The following is a 17243-nucleotide window of genomic DNA, read 5'->3' on the forward strand; positions in this document are numbered from 1 at the left end:
GAAAGAGGAGTCCAAATGAGATCTCCTCTTTCTTTTGCAAATTTTAGTTATTAATATACTTCTCAAACACATCACCAAAGTCCTTCTCATGATACTGCTCACGAATTGAAGTTAGCCAATTAAAGCCAAACTCAGTTAATTCCTTGTACTGTTCAGATAGCTTTAGTTCCTCGGTACGAGAGTTTTGCAGAATAGCAACAGCCTTCTCCAGACTTTCGTTCGCCAGGCTTGTAACAACTGAATTCTCATAAGTAGTCTCAGAAATTCGTAATAACGCCTTATATAAATCCTTAAGCTTTTCAATTTGATCCTTTTGAACATCAATATCAAACTGAACATCACCTAATCGGAATTTTATCTCTACATCCATATCAAGCTTTCCTGCAGTTTCTAACGTCACGTTTGAAATCTTATGCTGAGAATATGGATAACGATAAAGTGTGCGTTTTGAGGATGCAGCGCTTTGACCATCCACATGAATCAATGCTAAATTCGTAAAGCAATATTCATCAGCCTTTGTTTTGATTAAGAAGTAAATTCTTTCATTATCCTCATGCATAACGTAATCGTCAGCATCTGTCTTGTCAAAATCCTTTGGGTCAATGATCTTACCAATATCCGATAATCCTAAAGCATCAGCAGCTATTTTTTTAAACAACCTCATCATCCTCCTGGAAATTATGTACTATTCCATTTTAATTCCAAATGTAGGAATTATGAATACTTTTTCAATGTAAATACTAAAAACCAGACCCAAAATGAGTCTGGTTAGAATAAGTTAAAATTTTTTCTTTCCTGCTAAAAACATCAATCCATGATAGATAAGAGCTAAAGCAAAAATAAGGACAGTTAAAACTCCAATGCCATCGATTAGTGGATCAAGAGGCGCTAAGAAACCGCTTACAGGAACGCGTAACAATCCAAAACCAGCAAGCATAGCAGCTAAGAATAATAATGGATAACTATTCAACATAAATCCCTCCTTTCAATATTATGTATATTCTTGTAGTGGGACATATGTTAAAAGAGTTCACAAAATTTTGCTGAATACGAGGAATAAAGACAAGCATAGTTGAATAGCGAGAAGAGTACTATTAAGAAATAAAAGCCTAATGCGAAGTAGAAAAATCAATCTGAATTGTTACTTGAAGACATTGCCTGTGACCGAAAGCTAATGGCTTTTAAAATAAAGATTTTGTCTTGAGCAGTAAGCATCTTCCAGCTTTTGACCTTAATCTTCATAACACCACTCCTTAATATTTGTCACTTCAACCTAGGTATCAAGTACTCATTATTTACCACCCTTCATGTATAAATAAACAAACAAAACTTCTACAAAGTCCGACAATAAGACAAGTTATCGCCACAATACCGTATATATAAAATCCGCATTTGCCTAGTTTACTTTCACACCATGCAAGGGAAAAGTAAACTATAAACTGTTGAGGTGATATATATGGTTAAGATTTTTATTGATCCAGGTCATGGGGGAGTAGATCCTGGTGCAGTAGGAAATGGTATTCAAGAAAAAAATATTACTCTACAAATCTCCAATAACCTAAGAGAGATTCTCGTTAATGAATATGAAGGTGTATCTGTTAGGATGAGTAGGTCTGGAGATGAAACTCTTACCTTAAATCAAAGAACAAATATAGCCAACCAATGGGGAGCAGATTTTCTTTACTCAATCCATATTAATTCAGGTGGTGGAACAGGTTATGAGGACTATATATACAGTGGCTTATCTGGCAGTTCTCGTACTGCTCAAATGCAACGGACGATACACTCGGAAATTATGGCAAGAAATAATATGATCGACAGAGGCATGAAGAAAGCTGATTTTCATATGCTTCGTGAAACCAATATGGATGCAGTACTAACAGAAAATGGGTTTATTGACAATCCGAGTGATGCCGCAAAAATGAAGAGTGCTACTTGGATTGAGTCTGTAGCCAGAGGACATGCAGTTGGTTTAGAGAAAGTTTATAACCTAACTAAGAAATCAGGGGTTCAATCTCAACCCCAAACAACAGTAGCATCTGGATTAATAAGATATATCTATACCGGAGGCTTTGCTCATCAACCCTTACAGGATGTACACACCTACCTATTTACAACAGGACATAACTTTGATTGTAAAAGGGGTGCGGATGGCTCAATTGTCTTTTTAATTGGTCCCTTTGATACTTCACAACAAAACTATAGAGACTGTAAATACTTCCTTGATAAAGCTGGCCACTATAACAAATTATTAACAAGAGAAGAGGCCGCTAACTTTAGATGATTTCAAACAAGCTATTCCAAGAGTTAGAATGTAAGACATTCCCTAATAAAGTAAAAAGCCCTTCCATCTTATTTATATGAAGGGCTTTTCTCATTTTAGGGATCATGGTGAAACTTACTGTCCATTCCACACGGACAAATTATTAAAAGTGTCCACGAGCGGTGACAGACACCCTAAAAAGACAAATCACCTAAAAGTGTCCACGGAGGGTGTCTGACACCGAGCATCTCAGTCTTGAGACCTAGATGTAAATACAAAGGAAGTCCATTTTGAATATGGTCAATTTCGGTTATATTGGTTATAGAGAGAAATTTAGTTGGGTCAAAAACTAGATTCACGCAAACTTGAAACTTTTTTTACAATTGGTTCGTATTACTTAACATAGAAATCCCGAGAGGTCAGGAGTCGATTACAGTGAACTTCTTAATTGCATTGCTTATATTTTTCTTTATCTCCCTGCCAGCGACCATTACGACATGGCTTGTTAGCTTTTTTGCTTTGAATAATGGGTTCCTTACAGCTTCAGGAATCTCACTTGTAGCTGGTGTCGTAGCTTATTTGATCGCCAATGGAATCGTAAAGGCAAAAACATTCAAGAAATATAACATCTCACGTAAAGAGTATGTATACATTAGAAAGAACCTAAAAGAAGCTAAGCCAAAGCTCCAGCGTTTGAGAAAAGCTTTCTTCCAAGTAAGAGACGTCGCTGCTTTTAAGCAACAGCTTGATACACTTAGAGTAGCAAATAAGATCTATTCCATTACAAAAAAAGAACCAAAGCGTTTTTACCAAGCGGAACCGTTCTACTATTCACACTTGGATTCAATGGTGGAGCTAGCAGAAAAATATGCCTTCCTATCTAGCCAACCAAAAAAGAACTCTGAATTACTTATTTCTCTTCAAGATACAAAAATTGCTCTACGTGACCTTTCACGTGTGATTGAAGAGGATTTAAACCAAGTCCTATCGAATGATATAGATAAACTGAACTTTGAGCTTGATGTAGTGAAGAAGATTACCCTCAAGCCGAAGAATCTAGACCCGAATGAAGAAAGTAGGAGAATTAAATGACAGATCGTAACACAGAGCCGCAATTGCAACGAGCAGCATCTAGCAGCAATATGTTAGACGATTTGCTCGGAAATCCATTTGCTGATCCGATGTCAGCACAAGACCAACTCATCCTAGCTACACAACAATCGGATAAGCCGTTAAAGCTAATTGATGTGATCCCACCGGAGAACAGGGAAAAGGCATTCCAGCTGGCGCAACAAATTGACCCGAAAAATCATCAAGCAATCATCACGTACGGAACACAAGCACAATCAAAGCTAATGACTTTCTCGAACTCAATGATCGAGCATGTTAAAAAAGAAGACATTGGGGAAGTAGGGGAGATTCTCTCTGACCTGATGAAGAAATTTAATGAGGTAAATCCAGACGAATTAAAGCCGGAGAAACGCTCGATGTTTTCAAGGATGTTTGGGAAAATCCAAAATTCACTACAAGAGGTGCTCTCAAAATACCAAAAAACAGGTGCGCAGATTGATAGAATCAGTGTAAAGCTAGAGCGTTCAAAAAACACACTCATGAGCGACGTGGTGTTTCTAGAAAAACTTTACGAACACAATAAAGAGTACTTCCATGCTCTGAACGTATACATTGCAGCGGGAGAACTAAAGCTCGACGAACTGAATCAATCGACCATTCCAAAGCTTAAACAAAAGGCAGAACAGACTCAAGACCAAATGGCATTCCAGGAAGTCAACGACATAATGCAGTTTGCGGACCGTCTAGACAAGCGTATCTACGATTTAAAGCTCAGCCGTGAAATCACCGTTCAAAGTGCACCACAAATACGCTTGATCCAAAACACGAACCAAGCGCTGATTGAAAAAATTCAATCATCTATCATGACAGCCATTCCATTATGGAAAAACCAAGTAGCCATCGCTCTGACATTGATCCGCCAACGAAATGCCGTAGAAGCTCAAAAGCAAGTCTCAAAAACAACAAATGAGCTATTACTTAAAAACGCTGAAATGTTAAAAACGAACACAATTGAAACAGCAAAAGAAAACGAACGTGGTTTAGTTGACATCGAGACGCTCAAGAAAACTCAAGAAAATCTTATCCAAACTCTAGAGGAAACCATCCGCATTCAACAAGAAGGTCGCGTCAAGCGCCGTCAAGCCGAGCATGAACTAGCTCAAATGGAAGACGAACTCAAACAAAAGCTTCTTGATTGGGGTACCAACCCAAGATAATAGGTGACAGACACCACCAAAAAACAAAACTACCAAAACTGTCCACGAAGGGTGTCTGACACCCTTCGTGGACAGTTTGCTCTATTTTGTACGTGTGGAGTGGACACTGAATAATACCTTAAGAGGATTTGCCACCTCCACGTCGGAAGTGGTCTTTTTTTGTCGATTCCGTTTCCAAAATATATCAAATCAAGTAAAATAAATTGTAAGATTATCAAAGTATATGGAAGATATTGGAGGAAAAACATGATTTATCGTGTACAGTTGTTCCGTGGATTAAAAGAACCATACATCATCGGACACCAGTTAACAAAAGCTGAAAAAATGGAAGGAACCTGGAAGTATACGATCATCCTTACCTTTGCTAGTTTCCTACTCTATTCAATTAGTGCATACCTAGGTATAGGGAGCGAGGGCTTATCAAAACAAATCTATCAACTAACCAGTTCCGAGTACGAAGCAACGAAGCTTCTCTTTGCTGCTGGACAAGTACTTATAGGGGTTCTCGGTACCCTTCTCTTTATCTATATCCCTGCACTTGTCTTCTGGCTCTGTTCAGACAGCTACTATATCAAACTAGTGAATATCCAACTTATCGTCACGACCATTATTTTACTCGAGAAAGCGATCAGCATCCCGTTTCATTTCTATCTCGGCCTTGATGCGGTTTCACTTCCCTACTCATTAGGAATCATTGCTCAATATATAACAGAATATCAATATATAATTCTGTTTTTAGCGCAAATTACTTTCTTTCAAATATGGGTTATCACTCTACAATATACATACGTAAAAAACATAATTGAGCTGAACAAAAGAATTGTATTAGCAATTGTCATCTCAACAAACATCTTTATATGGCTAGTACTTGCGCTATTTGCCTACATCGACTTTGAAAAAATACTATAAAGGAGTTGCTAGATTTATGAGCTGGAAAAAGTGGACAGTCATCCTTGTTAGCGCTCTATTCATGATCGGCAATCTTTATCTAATATACAAAAAGGATAGTGAAATCAAGAGGCTTAGCTATGTGGATTCATGGACAACCGTCAAGGAGCAGAACTTAGTAGAATCACATACGGATAAAGGTTTAATGAAACCAGTAGAAGAGGAATATATTTATTATGAAGAGCACACAGGTGATTTTGAGGCCTTCCTAGTAAAAGAGGGAGATCAGGTTGAAGAGAATACGCCTATCTTAGAACTTTCTTCTGTCAATATCAATGCGGCAATATCCCAAAAAGAATTAGAAATTTCTAAGCTCGAAGACGAGATCACAGCACTAGAAGACAATATTGACAGCTTGGATGATTTATTAAGCGACATAGAGAGTTCAACAACCGAGGAAAATCAATCCTCTAACACTATTATGGCGAACTCTTTAGAAATTGAAATTTATGAAAAGGAACTACAGTTAAGTAGGCTAGAAGCGGAACTTAACAAGCAAGAAACAACACTAGCAAGTTTTGATGGAAACTTATCGAGTCTTACCATAAATAGCAAAATTTCTGGTACTGTCAAGGAAATTCGTCACGATTTAAATAACCCACTTGTTACGATCACATCTAATGACGTACAGGTAGAAGCGACACTCATGGAAAAAGAAATGGCTACTATTGATGAGGGAATGAAGGTGTTTGTAACTTCTAAACTACAAAAAGACAAAATAGAAGGAACAATCGCAAGCATATCACCTCTTCCAAAGAACGAACCAAAGGAAGGGAAAGAAACAGAGTACACATACCAGATTCAACTGAACGAGCAACCACAGATTCCCCTTGGTTCAAACGTTGACCTGAAAATAATCACAAATGAAGTAATTGATGCCCTTACTGTAACAACACAAGCTATAAAAGAAAAACAAGCACAATCATACATGTATGTGATGAGGGCAAACGGTACGATTGAACGACGCCAGATTGAAACGGGATTACAACTCAACCATGTAAAAGAAGTCAAAGCAAATGCTGAAGAGGGGGAAAAAGTGGTTCTCAATGCGAACACGCTTAAAAACAAATCCAAGTTCTTTACCTCACTTCAGCCAAAGCAATTAAAGAAAAAGGATTTCAAGGAAATGGGAAAGAGAAAGGCACTGAAAACAGCACTAAAGGGATTTGTTAGTTAAAGGGAGGGGAAGGCTAAGCTTTCCTCCAAAAAAATAGCCCCGTATCAATCGAGGCAACACAGACTATCTAATAACGGCACCCGTGCTAGGATGTCCATAAATCTTCACTCTTCCAAAGTCAGCGGTATCAATAATATAGGTGTCCGGTTCATTTCCGTTGGCCACAATTTGATACGATAGTCCACCAAACTTAGATGGTCTCAGTTGACCGATGGCATTTGCCCTAACAGGTGCATCATTTACACGATAGATTCTCCAAGTATCTGCTGATGCTGGGAGATTTATCGTTCTGCCTGTTGAAGTGGAAGGGGCTGGTGATGGCGCCGCAGCAAAAGTAGAGTCTGCTAGAGCATTCCCGGTTCTTGTCAGATTATAGATTCTTTCCAAGCCGACCACATGACCTCTAGCTACTTGCTCAATCCAAGCTGGATCCTTCATTTTTGTTGCATCACCGGCATTATCAATGAACCCGTTTTCTGTTAAAACAGCATCCATATTGGTTTCACGGAGCATATGGAAATCAGCTTTCTTCATGCCTCTGTCATTCATATTGTTTCTAGCCATAATTTCTGAGTGTATGGTCCGTTGCATTTGAGCAGTACGAGAACTGCTAGATAAGCGGCTGTATATATAATCTTCGTAGCCCATTCCTCCACCTGAGTTCACATGAACCGAATAGAGAAAGTCTGCACCCCAAGAATTTGCAGCATTTGATCTTTGATTTAATGATACAGTTGTATCTCCCGTACGACTCATTCTTATCGACACATTTGAATACTCTCGTTCAAGAATGTCTCTCATTTTTAGACCGATTTGCAGGGTCACATTCTTTTCTCGAATTCCATTACCCACAGCTCCAGAATCAGACCCACCATGTCCAGGATCAATAAATATTTTGACCATTCATTTCACCTCTTCTTTTTTATAGTGTTCTTTTCCCTTTCAAAGGGTGTTCACAAACTAGACAAGCGCGGATTTATAAGTGAAATTTACAGGAATATGGTAAAATAGAATAATGAGGTTTAAAGGAGGAGAATCATGAAGAAGTCACTATGGCTCCTAGCCATAATAGTACTATTTGTCCTAACGAGCTGTAACAAAGAGCCACAGCCGGAGGATCGTTTTGTAACGTATGTAAAGCTTTGGAATGATCAAAAGTTTGAGGATATGTATAGCTATCTTTCAGCTGAAGCAAAGGACAGCATTAAAGAGGATGAGTTCGTTGAGCGTTACAAGAAAATATACAATGACCTTGGTATCACCAACTTAAAAGTTTCATATGAAAAACCAACAGAAGAAAAGGAACGTGACAAAAAGGTCACAGAAGCAAGTCTTCCTTTTACCGTTAGCATGGATAGCGTTGCCGGTGAGATTTCCTTTGAGCAGGATGCTCGGTTAACAAAGGAAGAGCGTGAAGATAACACAAACTGGTACCTTAACTGGGATACTACATATATATTTCCTGACCTAAAAGACGGTGACAAGGTCGGAATTAACACCACCACACCGAAGCGGGGAGACATTCTGGATCGTAACGGACTTGAGTTAGCAACAACCGGAACAGCACTCGAGATGGGGGTAGTACCAAAAGAGATTGAAGGACAGGAAGCAGCAGTTATTGATCAACTTGCGACCGTTCTCGGTATGACGAAAGAAAGCATAGAAAAAGCTTTGAATGCTAGCTGGGTTCAACCCGATTATTTTGTACCACTAAAAACGATTTCTGAAAATGATACGGAGCTCAGAGCGCAGCTTGGTCAAATTCCCGGTGTTCAGAGAAAAACAGTCGAAGCCCGTGTGTATCCATTCGGTGACGCAGCTGCCCATCTGATTGGGTATGTAGGAGCGATCACAGCTGAAGAATTGGAAAAGCAAGATCCAGGCACATACTCTTCGAATGATGTGATCGGTAAAAGAGGACTCGAACAGGTATTGGAAAAACGTCTAAAAGGGGAGTCAGGAGTACAGATTCTAATTCAAAAAGAAGATGGAACAGAAACAGTACTAGCTGAAAAGCCTGTCAAAGAAGGCGAAAATGTAAAGCTAACAATTGATGGGGCAGTTCAAAAGGATATGTATATAGAACTCCAAGGAGAGGCGGGAATGGGTACGGCCATTCATCCAACAACAGGAGAAACGCTCGCACTTGTGAGTAGTCCGAGCTTTGACCCTAACAAACTATCCCTTGGAGCAACAGCAGCTGATTGGAAAGCACTAGAGGAAGATCCAAAACAGCCACTGCTCAATCGTTTTAAAGCAAATTATGCACCGGGATCTGTCATAAAGCCAGTTACAGCAGCCATTGCCCTTCAAGCAGGAACAACCGATTGGGAAAAAACAATGCAGCTGAGTGGGAAGCAATGGCAAAAGGATTCCTCATGGGGAAGCTATTATGTCACAAGAGTGACCGATCCGAACGCACCAGTCAAATTAGCTGATGCACTTCTCTTCTCGGATAATGTGTACTTTGCTCAAACCTCACTAGACCTAGGGAAAGATAAATTCGAGGAAGGCTTAAAGGCATTTGGATTTGAAGAAGAATCGGGATTCCTATTCCCATTAGAAACCTCCACCTATGGAGACATGAGTTCTGAAGTGACATTAGCGGACTCAGGATACGGCCAAGGTCAAGTCGAAATGAGTGTACTTCACCTAGCAAGCACGTACACCACGCTAGTGAACAACGGAAATATGATTAAGCCAACCCTACTACTAGATGATGAAGACAGTCAGGTGTGGAAGTCAGGTCTACTCGACCAAGAGAATGTAACTAGATTAAATGAAGCACTAAAGCAAGTGGTCGACAATCCAAGAGGGACAGCAAATGCTGCCAAGATGGAAGGCTACCCTCTAGCAGGGAAAACAGGCACAGCTGAATTTAAAGAAAAGCAAAACGAAGCCGGCAAAGAAAACGGCTGGTTCGTAGCCTATAACACTGACAACCCAAGCCTACTCGTTGCAATGATGATTGAGAACGTGGAGGGAAGAGGCGGTTCGAAGGTAGTCGTTGAAAAGGTAAAACGAGTGTTTCAAACAGAATAACTAAAATGGCCCCTCTGAAAAAAGGAGGGGCCGAAATTTTGAAGAGGTAGGGACAAGATATGAAACTAAACAAAATTCATCACATTGCAATCATTTGCAGCAACTACGAAAAATCAAAGAGATTTTATATCGAAATTCTCGGTCTAACGCCGAAAAACGAAGTGTACAGGAAAGAGAGAGACTCCTACAAGCTTGACTTAGAGGTGAATGGCCACTACCAAATTGAACTCTTTTCATTTCCAAAACCCCCAGATAGACCGAGCTTTCCAGAAGCAGCTGGGTTGAGACATTTGGCATTTGAAGTTGAGAACATTGAAGAAGCAGTAGAAGAATTAGGCGCGAAGGGAATGGAAGTAGAACCGATAAGAGTGGACGAATTTACGGAGAAGAAGTTCACTTTTTTTGCCGATCCGGATGGTTTGCCAATTGAGTTGTATGAGAGATAAATTATCAACAGACCCTTTCCAAATAATTCTCAGGGTGTTCAATAAAGATGTTAAGCCATATAATAATTACTAGATTTAGAGAATTATATATTTGGGAGAGAAGAATACGTGAAAAAGCAAAGGTGGTCTACATTTTTTCTACTTCTAATCTTTATTCTTTCTGGTTGTGGGAAACAAGCAGTTAACGAAAAAGTTGTAGAAGATGAAAATAGAATAATAGAAGCTGAGGAAAAACAATCTGTATTAGCTGATATCCCTCAAGTCGCACATGGTCTCGGTTTTATAGACGGTCATTATGTAACAAATACAATGGAGGCGTTTGAAGAAAATTACAAACGCGGGTTTCGAGTGTTTGAAGTAGATTTGATTATGACATCGGATAACCGTCTAATTGCCCGTCATGATTGGACACTAGGTCATTATGGCTGGCTAGGACAAGAGGCACCAGTTGTTGAAGAACCTCTTTCATTTGATGAGGTAATGGACCTTAAAATACATGGAGAGTACAACGCACCTTCATGGGAGCAACTCTTGGAGGTCATGCAGAAATATCCAGATGTTTATTTTGTAACAGATACTAAAAATAAAGATGAGGCAAATGTACGAAAAAGTTTCTCATATATAGTAGAAACAACTAAAGAGGTTGATCCATCCTTGCTAGATAGAATTATCCCACAAATCTATGACCAGCCAATGTTAGGGTATATTAATTCGTATCATGTCTTTAATGAGGTCATCTATACGCTGTATCATCATACAAATGAGGATATACCAACTCCAGCAGAGCTGTCTGAGTGGTGTGTTCAGAATCATGTAACAGCGGTTGCAGGACTTCCTTTCCGTCTCACGGAAGAAATGCAATCTGCATTAAATGAGAAAAATATTGTCATGTATACACATACGATTAACGATCCTGAAGAAGCAGAAGCTTTTAGAACTAGGGGTATTGGGGTATATACGGATTATTTATTTTATAATGGAGAAGAATTTTTAACTCCGTAATAAATGAAAAGCTGACTAACAGAGAGATTAGTCAGCTTTTTCCTTGTGATTAAATTAATACAATCGGGGGATCAATTCCTAATACAGGTTGTCCATTTACTGTTAACCAAATATAGTAGTGATCAATTTCTTTATTAATAATTGTCTCAATTTTAGCAATCATCGCTTCTTGTACTTCAAACGAAATTCTAGCAGTTTCCTCACCTAGCGGAACATCCTTTAAGCCTAGTAAATCGGCAATAGCACGAGCTTCTTCATAAGAAACTTCTACATATTGATCATATTCTGGTAAATAAGCTGCCTTCGCAGGTGAAACAGCAACACTAATTGCCAAAATCAATACAGCTACCATTGATAATAATACTTTTTTCACTGTTCTTTCACTCCTAAAATAGTATCTTTTAATTCTATAAACTTATCAACAACATCAGGGTGATACATGGTGCCACGACATTGTAATAATTCGTTAAATGCATAATCAGGAGATCTACGTTCCTGATAGACTCGGTCGGTTGTCATTGCATCATAAGAGTCCACTACGGAAATGATGGATGCTTCAAGAGATATTTCATCACCAGCCAGTCCATGTGGATAACCCTTGCCATCAAATCTTTCATGATGCTGTTCAACGATTAGACCTGCAGATCCAACAACTGGAATAGTACATTCCTCTAATATAGTCCTTCCGTAAGTCGGATGTTTTTTCATGATTGACCATTCCTCAGGTGTGAGCTTTCCAGGTTTTTTTAATATTTCATCCGGAATTTTCACCTTCCCAATGTCATGGAAAAAAGAGCCAAGATTTAACCTCAGTATTTGCTCGGAATCCAAGCCGAGTGACTCACCAAGGATCATGGATAACCTTGTAATTCTTGTACAGTGATTCATCGTATAACCATCTTTTGCTTCAATCGAGCGAACCAATTCAACCATATCTGTAACAGTTTTGCTATATCTATGAAAGATAGGTTGAGAAGAAACATATATAAACTCAGTAGTACCAACTGCCTGAAAGGTATAATGATCTCTAACTGGATGCCTTAGAAAAGAATCTCCAGCTTTAATAGAGCTGTATTTTTCATATTGAGGGAATGTCTTAAGTTCACCTTTAAGTACTAAGAAGTATTCTAATGCATTCCACCCTTCTTCTGGCCCTAAAGCCCAATTAGCACCATGTTCAAGTCTATGGTGAATAATCTCTGCGGTGTTACTAGAGGCTACCAATGAAACCTGTAAACCTTTCATTTGTACAGTCTCAATAAAATCCTTTTCATTTATAGTAATCATTGAGAATCCTCATTTCTAGTAAAAATACTTATGCTACTATATTACATCGGAGAAGATTCCTATTTTTTAATAGTATAACTTTAAAAAACTTCCAATCTACTAGGGAAAAACAATCACAAATCCATTATATAGAAAAAAAATCATGTAGGAAAGTAGGAATATAATTCCTTTTTAAAAAGTTTGTGAATATTCATATAATTGATCGTATAGAAAAACACCTCCGTTATATATAGGAGGTGCTTTCTGAAGCTTCTAGTAAAATCTCTTAAACCCATCAAATCGTTGCTTATAATACGAGTTGTCAAGGCTAGTAATCATAACACCCTTCGTACCATCTGCATGAATAAACTCATTGTTTCCTAGGTAAATTCCCATATGGGAGATACCAGCTTTGTATGTATTTTCAAAGAATACTAGGTCACCAACTTGAGGTTGGTCTACATAATAGGAGCGACTATAGTAACCTTCGGTAGAATAGCGTCCAATCTTCGTTCCAGTCTGATTGAAAACATAATGAATAAAGCCGCTGCAGTCAAAGCCAGAAGGAGTGCTTCCTCCCCAAACATAAGGAATTCCCATCAGAGTTTTTGCAAAATCAACCACTGGTGTAGCCGTAGGTGTTGGAGTTGTTACCGCTTCTGTAGGTGGGGTTGAAGCACCCGCCTTACTTACTAGTAATTTTTGACCAACATAAATCCGATCAGAAGTTAGTCCATTAAGTGTTTTTAATTCTTGGACCGTTAGCCCGAACTGTGGAGCAATTTTCCCTAAATAGTCACCGCTTCTTACAATATATTCGCTTACAGATGGAGTAGTTGTTGGGGTCGTAACAACTGGTGTAACTGGCGCTGGTGTAGAAACAACAGGTGCAGTAACAGGTGAACTTACTGTACTAGAAGGGGCTGATACCACAAACTTCTGTCCAGGATAAATTAAATTATTTGTTAGGTTATTCCATTTTCTGAGATCATTTAAAGAAATATTATAGATTCGAGCAATCTTGCTTAAACTATCTCCAGCTACAACAGTATGGGTTTTTACTTCAGTTGTGGTTGGTGTAACAACTGGAGTCTGTACGGTTTGAGTAGGAGATGAAGCTTCGACCACCTTTAAAACCTGGTTAATATAAATCATATCAGTAGATAACTGATTTAAGGATTTTAATGACGAGACAGTGGTATTGTGTTTCACTGCAATACGAGTCAAGGTATCTCCTTTTTGGACAGTATAGGTGCTAGCAAGTGCTTGAGTGGCAAAGGTAGAAGTTAGTAGAACAGCGGACGTAAGAGATACGACTTTTTTCTTCATTTTTTGACAAATCCTCCTAATCTATGAAAAATAACTACTTCTATCTTACCATATATAAGAGAAAATAGAGGATTTTGTTGGATAAACAGGATAAATGTTCTAGAAATATAGAAGTATACAAAAAAAGACAGCAGATACCATTATCTACTGTCTATCTATTTATCGGCTAATAAACCGCCCGAGTAAATAATCTGCCCATACGCGATGTCCTTTTTCGTTCGGTTGATTGTATTCATTTAAGTACTCCCGTATCTGCTCAGACATAGGATCAGGCCAACTTGTCCAGTGATCAAGATAAGGTATTCCTTGTGCCTCAGCGAATGCTTTTAACTCCTCTACTTGTGTTTTATATAGCTTTGGTTGGTACAAGGGATTTGGAGGCTGGAGAATAAATGTTGTATTCGGATTCGATTCTTTTACCTCATTAATCACAGATGAGATATTCTCTAGGGTCGCTTCAATCGGAACTACCGCATTATCACTTAAGATAAAAGGCTCCCAGATAATCAGGTCTGCTTGATTCGCAATAAATTCTGCTTGCTTTCCAGATTCAACAAACTCTGATGTAGTTTCTGTGTAGGTCCTTGATTCAATAGAAATAACATTTTCTCCATATGTAGCTACCACTTCATTCTGAAATAAAATAGGCCAAGAAGATTCACCTTCACCTAGTTGTTCTGATCCAACAATAAGAATATGATAGGGACGATTTTCAGATAGAGCAGTTTGGAAATGCATTTTTTCTTGCTCAGACCAATTGTTTGTGTAATCTAGGACTGGCTCCACTTGCGCGAATGCTTCCGAACCTTCCTCTGAAACAGTAGCTTGTTGACTTGAACCACTTCCTGTTACTTCGATTTTCTTTTGCCAATGTAAGTTCCCGAGAATAAGTAAAATCAAACATAAAAGTCCAATCATAGTAGTAAAAAAGGCTCGCAAAGTTAATCACTCCTATTGATTTGTTAATTGCTGTCAATTTAAAAAGAGTACTAGGATTTTATAAAAAAATCGTTATGATTAAGAAAGACGAAAAAATGATTCAACAAAATCATATAAAGTATGACAAAAAACACCAGATTTTACAACAATATATGATATAATACTATGAGTTTTTCATTTTAGGAGGATATGATGGAAGAGACAATAAGTTTAAAAGAACTATTTCTAACGTTAAAAAAACGTCTTAGTTTAATAGCTTTAATTACGATTCTATTTGCAACGATAAGTGGATTAATTAGCTTTTTTTACCTTACTCCGATTTACCAAGCTTCAACGCAAATTCTTGTCAACCAGTCAAAGGATGATCAAGCCGCTTATAATGTAGGAGAAGTGCAAACGAACCTGCAGCTAATCAATACGTACACGGTTATTATTAAAAGCCCAGCGATACTAGATTTAGTTATTAAAGAATTAGATTTGAATATGACAACAGGCCAGTTAAATGGAAAGATTACCGTACAAAGTGAGCAAAACTCACAAGTTGTAAACATTTCTGTACAAGATTCAGATCCTAATCTTGCGGCAGATATTGCGAATATGACAGCATCTGTTTTCCAAAAAGAAATTAAAAACATCATGAATGTCGATAACGTGAGTATTCTGGCAAAAGCAGTGGTAATAGATAATCAATCTCCGATTAAGCCCCAGCCTTTAATGAATATCGCTATTGCCCTTGTCGTAGGGTTAATGATCGGTGTTGGGCTAGCGTTTCTAATGGAATACCTTGATAACACAATCAAGACAGAACAGGATATTGAGCAAACACTAGGACTACCAGTACTTGGTGCCATCCCAACGATTCAAGAAACAGTGCCAGAAACAAGCCGTTCGAGTAAAACACGTACAAGAGGTGAGAGAGTTGGCGTTTAAAAAAGAGAAAAAAACAAAGGTGTCGGACTTTAAACGTAAGCTCGTGGTAAAGAACGATCCGAAGTCACCTGTATCAGAGCAATATCGTACAATTCGTACCAATATTCAATTTTCACAAATAGATAATGAAATCCGAACGTTAATGGTTACTTCATCTGGACCTGGAGAAGGGAAATCTACGACTGTAGCCAATTTAGCAACTGTGTTCGCACAACAGGGAAATAAAGTCCTGCTGGTCGACGCGGATATGAGAAAACCAACCGTTCACTATACTTTTAGCATTACGAATACATTCGGGCTAACAACTGTACTAACCAAGCAATCCGACTTAAATGATGCCGTAACACAAATTGATACATCAAATTTATATGTGTTACCTTGTGGGCCAATTCCCCCGAATCCATCCGAACTACTTAGCTCACGTTCCATGGATGAGTTTTTGGAGACAGCTTTAAAAGTGTATGATCTGGTAATATTTGATACACCACCTGTATTAGTCGTAACAGACGCTCAGCTATTAGCGAATAAGTGTGATGGAACGGTTCTAGTTGTTTCATCAGGTTTCACAGAAAAAGAAAATGCGGTAAAAGCGAAAGAACAGCTAACCACATCAAAAGCCAAGTTATTAGGGGTTATATTAAACAATAAGAAGCAAGACCAATCTCAATACTATTACTATTATGGTGGCAAATAGGAGTTAATTGCCAGTTTATTAGGTACATGGTATGATGTGTATCGGTATTGGGAAATCTCAGATTAAAATATTCGGAGAGTAGTGAATGATATGATTGATATCCATTGTCACATCCTCCCATCACTTGATGATGGAGCAAAGGATATAAGCGAGTCCGTTGCAATGGCAAGAGAAGCGGTAAAAGAAGGTATTGATACAATTATCGCTACTCCCCATCATAAAAATGGGCGATACGATAACAATAAGCAAACGATTTTCGAAGAGGTAACCGATTTGAATGAGGTGCTTCAGAAGCAACAAATTCCCTTAACTATTCTCCCTGGCCAGGAAACGAGAATCTTTGGTGAATTTTTAGAAGAAGATGAGCTTATTCATATTCTCCCTTTAAATCAAACTCAATATGTATTCGTGGAGCTCCCTTCAGGTCATGTTCCTAGATATACCGATCGATTACTATTTGATATTCAGCTAAAAGGATTAATACCGATTATCGTCCATCCAGAACGTAACACAGAAATCATCACGAATCCGGATATTTTATACAACCTCGTCAAGAAAGGGGCTCTTACTCAAGTAACAGCTTCAAGTGTAGCAGGATATTTCGGGAAGAAAATACAGAAGTTTTCTATACAGCTGATCGAGGCGAATCTTACTCATTTTCTAGCATCGGATGCACATAATGTGAACAATCGAACATTTAAGATGATGGATGCCCTTGATATCGTGGAGTCTAAGTTCGGAAACGATATGGTCTACTTCTATACGGAAAATGCTGAACTATTAATTGAAGGAAAGAATGTGATGAAAGAGATTCCTGAAAAAGTGAAAGTGAAGAAATTTCTAGGAATCTTTTAATTGGAAGCCAAATATCTAAGAAAAAATATATGGAATATATGTCTTTTCTTAGATATTTTTATGC

The 17243-nt window shown here is 38.3% G+C and carries 18 protein-coding genes; 11 read left to right on the forward strand and 7 right to left on the reverse strand.

Going from position 1 to position 17243, the window contains the following annotated elements:
• Positions 1–43: 43 nt before the first annotated feature.
• Positions 44–658 carry a PH domain-containing protein gene (locus ACVBAX_RS08855; protein WP_447116688.1) on the reverse strand — a complete coding sequence of 205 codons (615 nt, stop codon included), beginning with the start codon at positions 656–658 and terminating at the stop codon, positions 44–46.
• Positions 659–778: 120 nt separating this feature from the next.
• Positions 779–973 (reverse strand): hypothetical protein, encoded by a 195-nt coding sequence (locus ACVBAX_RS08860; RefSeq protein WP_160545808.1) that lies wholly within the window; start codon positions 971–973, stop codon positions 779–781.
• 483 nt (positions 974–1456) lie between these two features.
• Here ACVBAX_RS08860 and ACVBAX_RS08865 point away from each other — a divergent pair, with 483 nt between their 5' ends.
• The 5 genes from ACVBAX_RS08865 to ACVBAX_RS08885 all read left to right on the forward strand — a co-directional run bounded on the left by ACVBAX_RS08865 (position 1457) and on the right by ACVBAX_RS08885 (position 6676).
• A complete protein-coding gene (locus ACVBAX_RS08865) occupies positions 1457–2284 on the forward strand; it encodes an N-acetylmuramoyl-L-alanine amidase family protein (protein WP_447116689.1) in 828 nt (275 codons plus the stop codon).
• A gap of 414 nt (positions 2285–2698) precedes the next feature.
• Entirely contained in the window at positions 2699–3355 is a 657-nt protein-coding gene (locus ACVBAX_RS08870) for a 5-bromo-4-chloroindolyl phosphate hydrolysis family protein (protein WP_447116690.1), read from the forward strand.
• Complete coding sequence (locus ACVBAX_RS08875) at positions 3352–4551, forward strand: toxic anion resistance protein (RefSeq protein WP_447116691.1); 1200 nt, start codon at positions 3352–3354, stop codon at positions 4549–4551. Before ACVBAX_RS08870 ends, ACVBAX_RS08875 begins: the two co-directional genes overlap by 4 nt.
• Before the next feature lie 246 nt (positions 4552–4797).
• Positions 4798–5460 carry a hypothetical protein gene (locus ACVBAX_RS08880; protein ID WP_447116692.1) on the forward strand — a complete coding sequence of 221 codons (663 nt, stop codon included), beginning with the start codon at positions 4798–4800 and terminating at the stop codon, positions 5458–5460.
• A gap of 16 nt (positions 5461–5476) precedes the next feature.
• The gene (locus ACVBAX_RS08885) at positions 5477–6676 is read left to right on the forward strand and encodes an efflux RND transporter periplasmic adaptor subunit (RefSeq protein WP_447116693.1); all 1200 of its coding nucleotides are present in this window, start codon (positions 5477–5479) and stop codon (positions 6674–6676) included.
• A 63-nt stretch (positions 6677–6739) separates the two neighbouring features.
• On the opposite strand, the gene ACVBAX_RS08890 is transcribed toward ACVBAX_RS08885, so the two are convergent.
• Positions 6740–7579 (reverse strand): N-acetylmuramoyl-L-alanine amidase family protein, encoded by an 840-nt coding sequence (locus ACVBAX_RS08890; RefSeq protein ID WP_447116694.1) that lies wholly within the window; start codon positions 7577–7579, stop codon positions 6740–6742.
• Between the two features lie 135 nt (positions 7580–7714).
• Between ACVBAX_RS08890 and ACVBAX_RS08895 the strand changes: the two genes are divergently transcribed.
• The 3 genes from ACVBAX_RS08895 to ACVBAX_RS08905 all read left to right on the forward strand — a co-directional run bounded on the left by ACVBAX_RS08895 (position 7715) and on the right by ACVBAX_RS08905 (position 11166).
• Complete coding sequence (locus ACVBAX_RS08895; RefSeq protein WP_447116695.1) at positions 7715–9718, forward strand: penicillin-binding transpeptidase domain-containing protein; 2004 nt, start codon at positions 7715–7717, stop codon at positions 9716–9718.
• A gap of 59 nt (positions 9719–9777) precedes the next feature.
• Positions 9778–10164, forward strand: a complete 387-nt coding sequence (gloA2, locus tag ACVBAX_RS08900; RefSeq protein WP_447116696.1) for an SMU1112c/YaeR family gloxylase I-like metalloprotein — start codon at positions 9778–9780, stop codon at positions 10162–10164.
• A gap of 108 nt (positions 10165–10272) precedes the next feature.
• A complete protein-coding gene (locus ACVBAX_RS08905) occupies positions 10273–11166 on the forward strand; it encodes a phosphatidylinositol-specific phospholipase C/glycerophosphodiester phosphodiesterase family protein (RefSeq protein ID WP_447116697.1) in 894 nt (297 codons plus the stop codon).
• A gap of 49 nt (positions 11167–11215) precedes the next feature.
• Here ACVBAX_RS08905 and ACVBAX_RS08910 read toward each other — a convergent pair whose 3' ends face one another.
• From ACVBAX_RS08910 to ACVBAX_RS08925, 4 genes are all read right to left on the reverse strand, one after another.
• Complete coding sequence (locus tag ACVBAX_RS08910; RefSeq protein WP_447116698.1) at positions 11216–11539, reverse strand: 8-amino-7-oxononanoate synthase; 324 nt, start codon at positions 11537–11539, stop codon at positions 11216–11218.
• A complete protein-coding gene (locus tag ACVBAX_RS08915; protein ID WP_447116699.1) occupies positions 11536–12453 on the reverse strand; it encodes an HD-GYP domain-containing protein in 918 nt (305 codons plus the stop codon). Before ACVBAX_RS08915 ends, ACVBAX_RS08910 begins: the two co-directional genes overlap by 4 nt.
• A 252-nt stretch (positions 12454–12705) precedes the next feature.
• Entirely contained in the window at positions 12706–13761 is a 1056-nt protein-coding gene (locus ACVBAX_RS08920) for a LysM peptidoglycan-binding domain-containing protein (protein WP_447116700.1), read from the reverse strand.
• Positions 13762–13920: 159 nt separating this feature from the next.
• Complete coding sequence (locus tag ACVBAX_RS08925; protein WP_447116701.1) at positions 13921–14700, reverse strand: SGNH/GDSL hydrolase family protein; 780 nt, start codon at positions 14698–14700, stop codon at positions 13921–13923.
• Positions 14701–14892: 192 nt separating this feature from the next.
• Between ACVBAX_RS08925 and ACVBAX_RS08930 the strand changes: the two genes are divergently transcribed.
• The 3 genes from ACVBAX_RS08930 (at position 14893) to ACVBAX_RS08940 (ending at position 17179) form a co-directional block, all read left to right on the forward strand.
• Complete coding sequence (locus ACVBAX_RS08930; protein WP_447116739.1) at positions 14893–15630, forward strand: YveK family protein; 738 nt, start codon at positions 14893–14895, stop codon at positions 15628–15630.
• The gene (locus tag ACVBAX_RS08935; RefSeq protein ID WP_447116702.1) at positions 15620–16324 is read left to right on the forward strand and encodes a CpsD/CapB family tyrosine-protein kinase; all 705 of its coding nucleotides are present in this window, start codon (positions 15620–15622) and stop codon (positions 16322–16324) included. Before ACVBAX_RS08930 ends, ACVBAX_RS08935 begins: the two co-directional genes overlap by 11 nt.
• A 90-nt stretch (positions 16325–16414) precedes the next feature.
• Entirely contained in the window at positions 16415–17179 is a 765-nt protein-coding gene (locus tag ACVBAX_RS08940; protein WP_447116703.1) for a tyrosine-protein phosphatase, read from the forward strand.
• Positions 17180–17243: the final 64 nt, after the last annotated feature.

It is taken from the genome of Robertmurraya sp. GLU-23, from assembly GCF_052983275.1.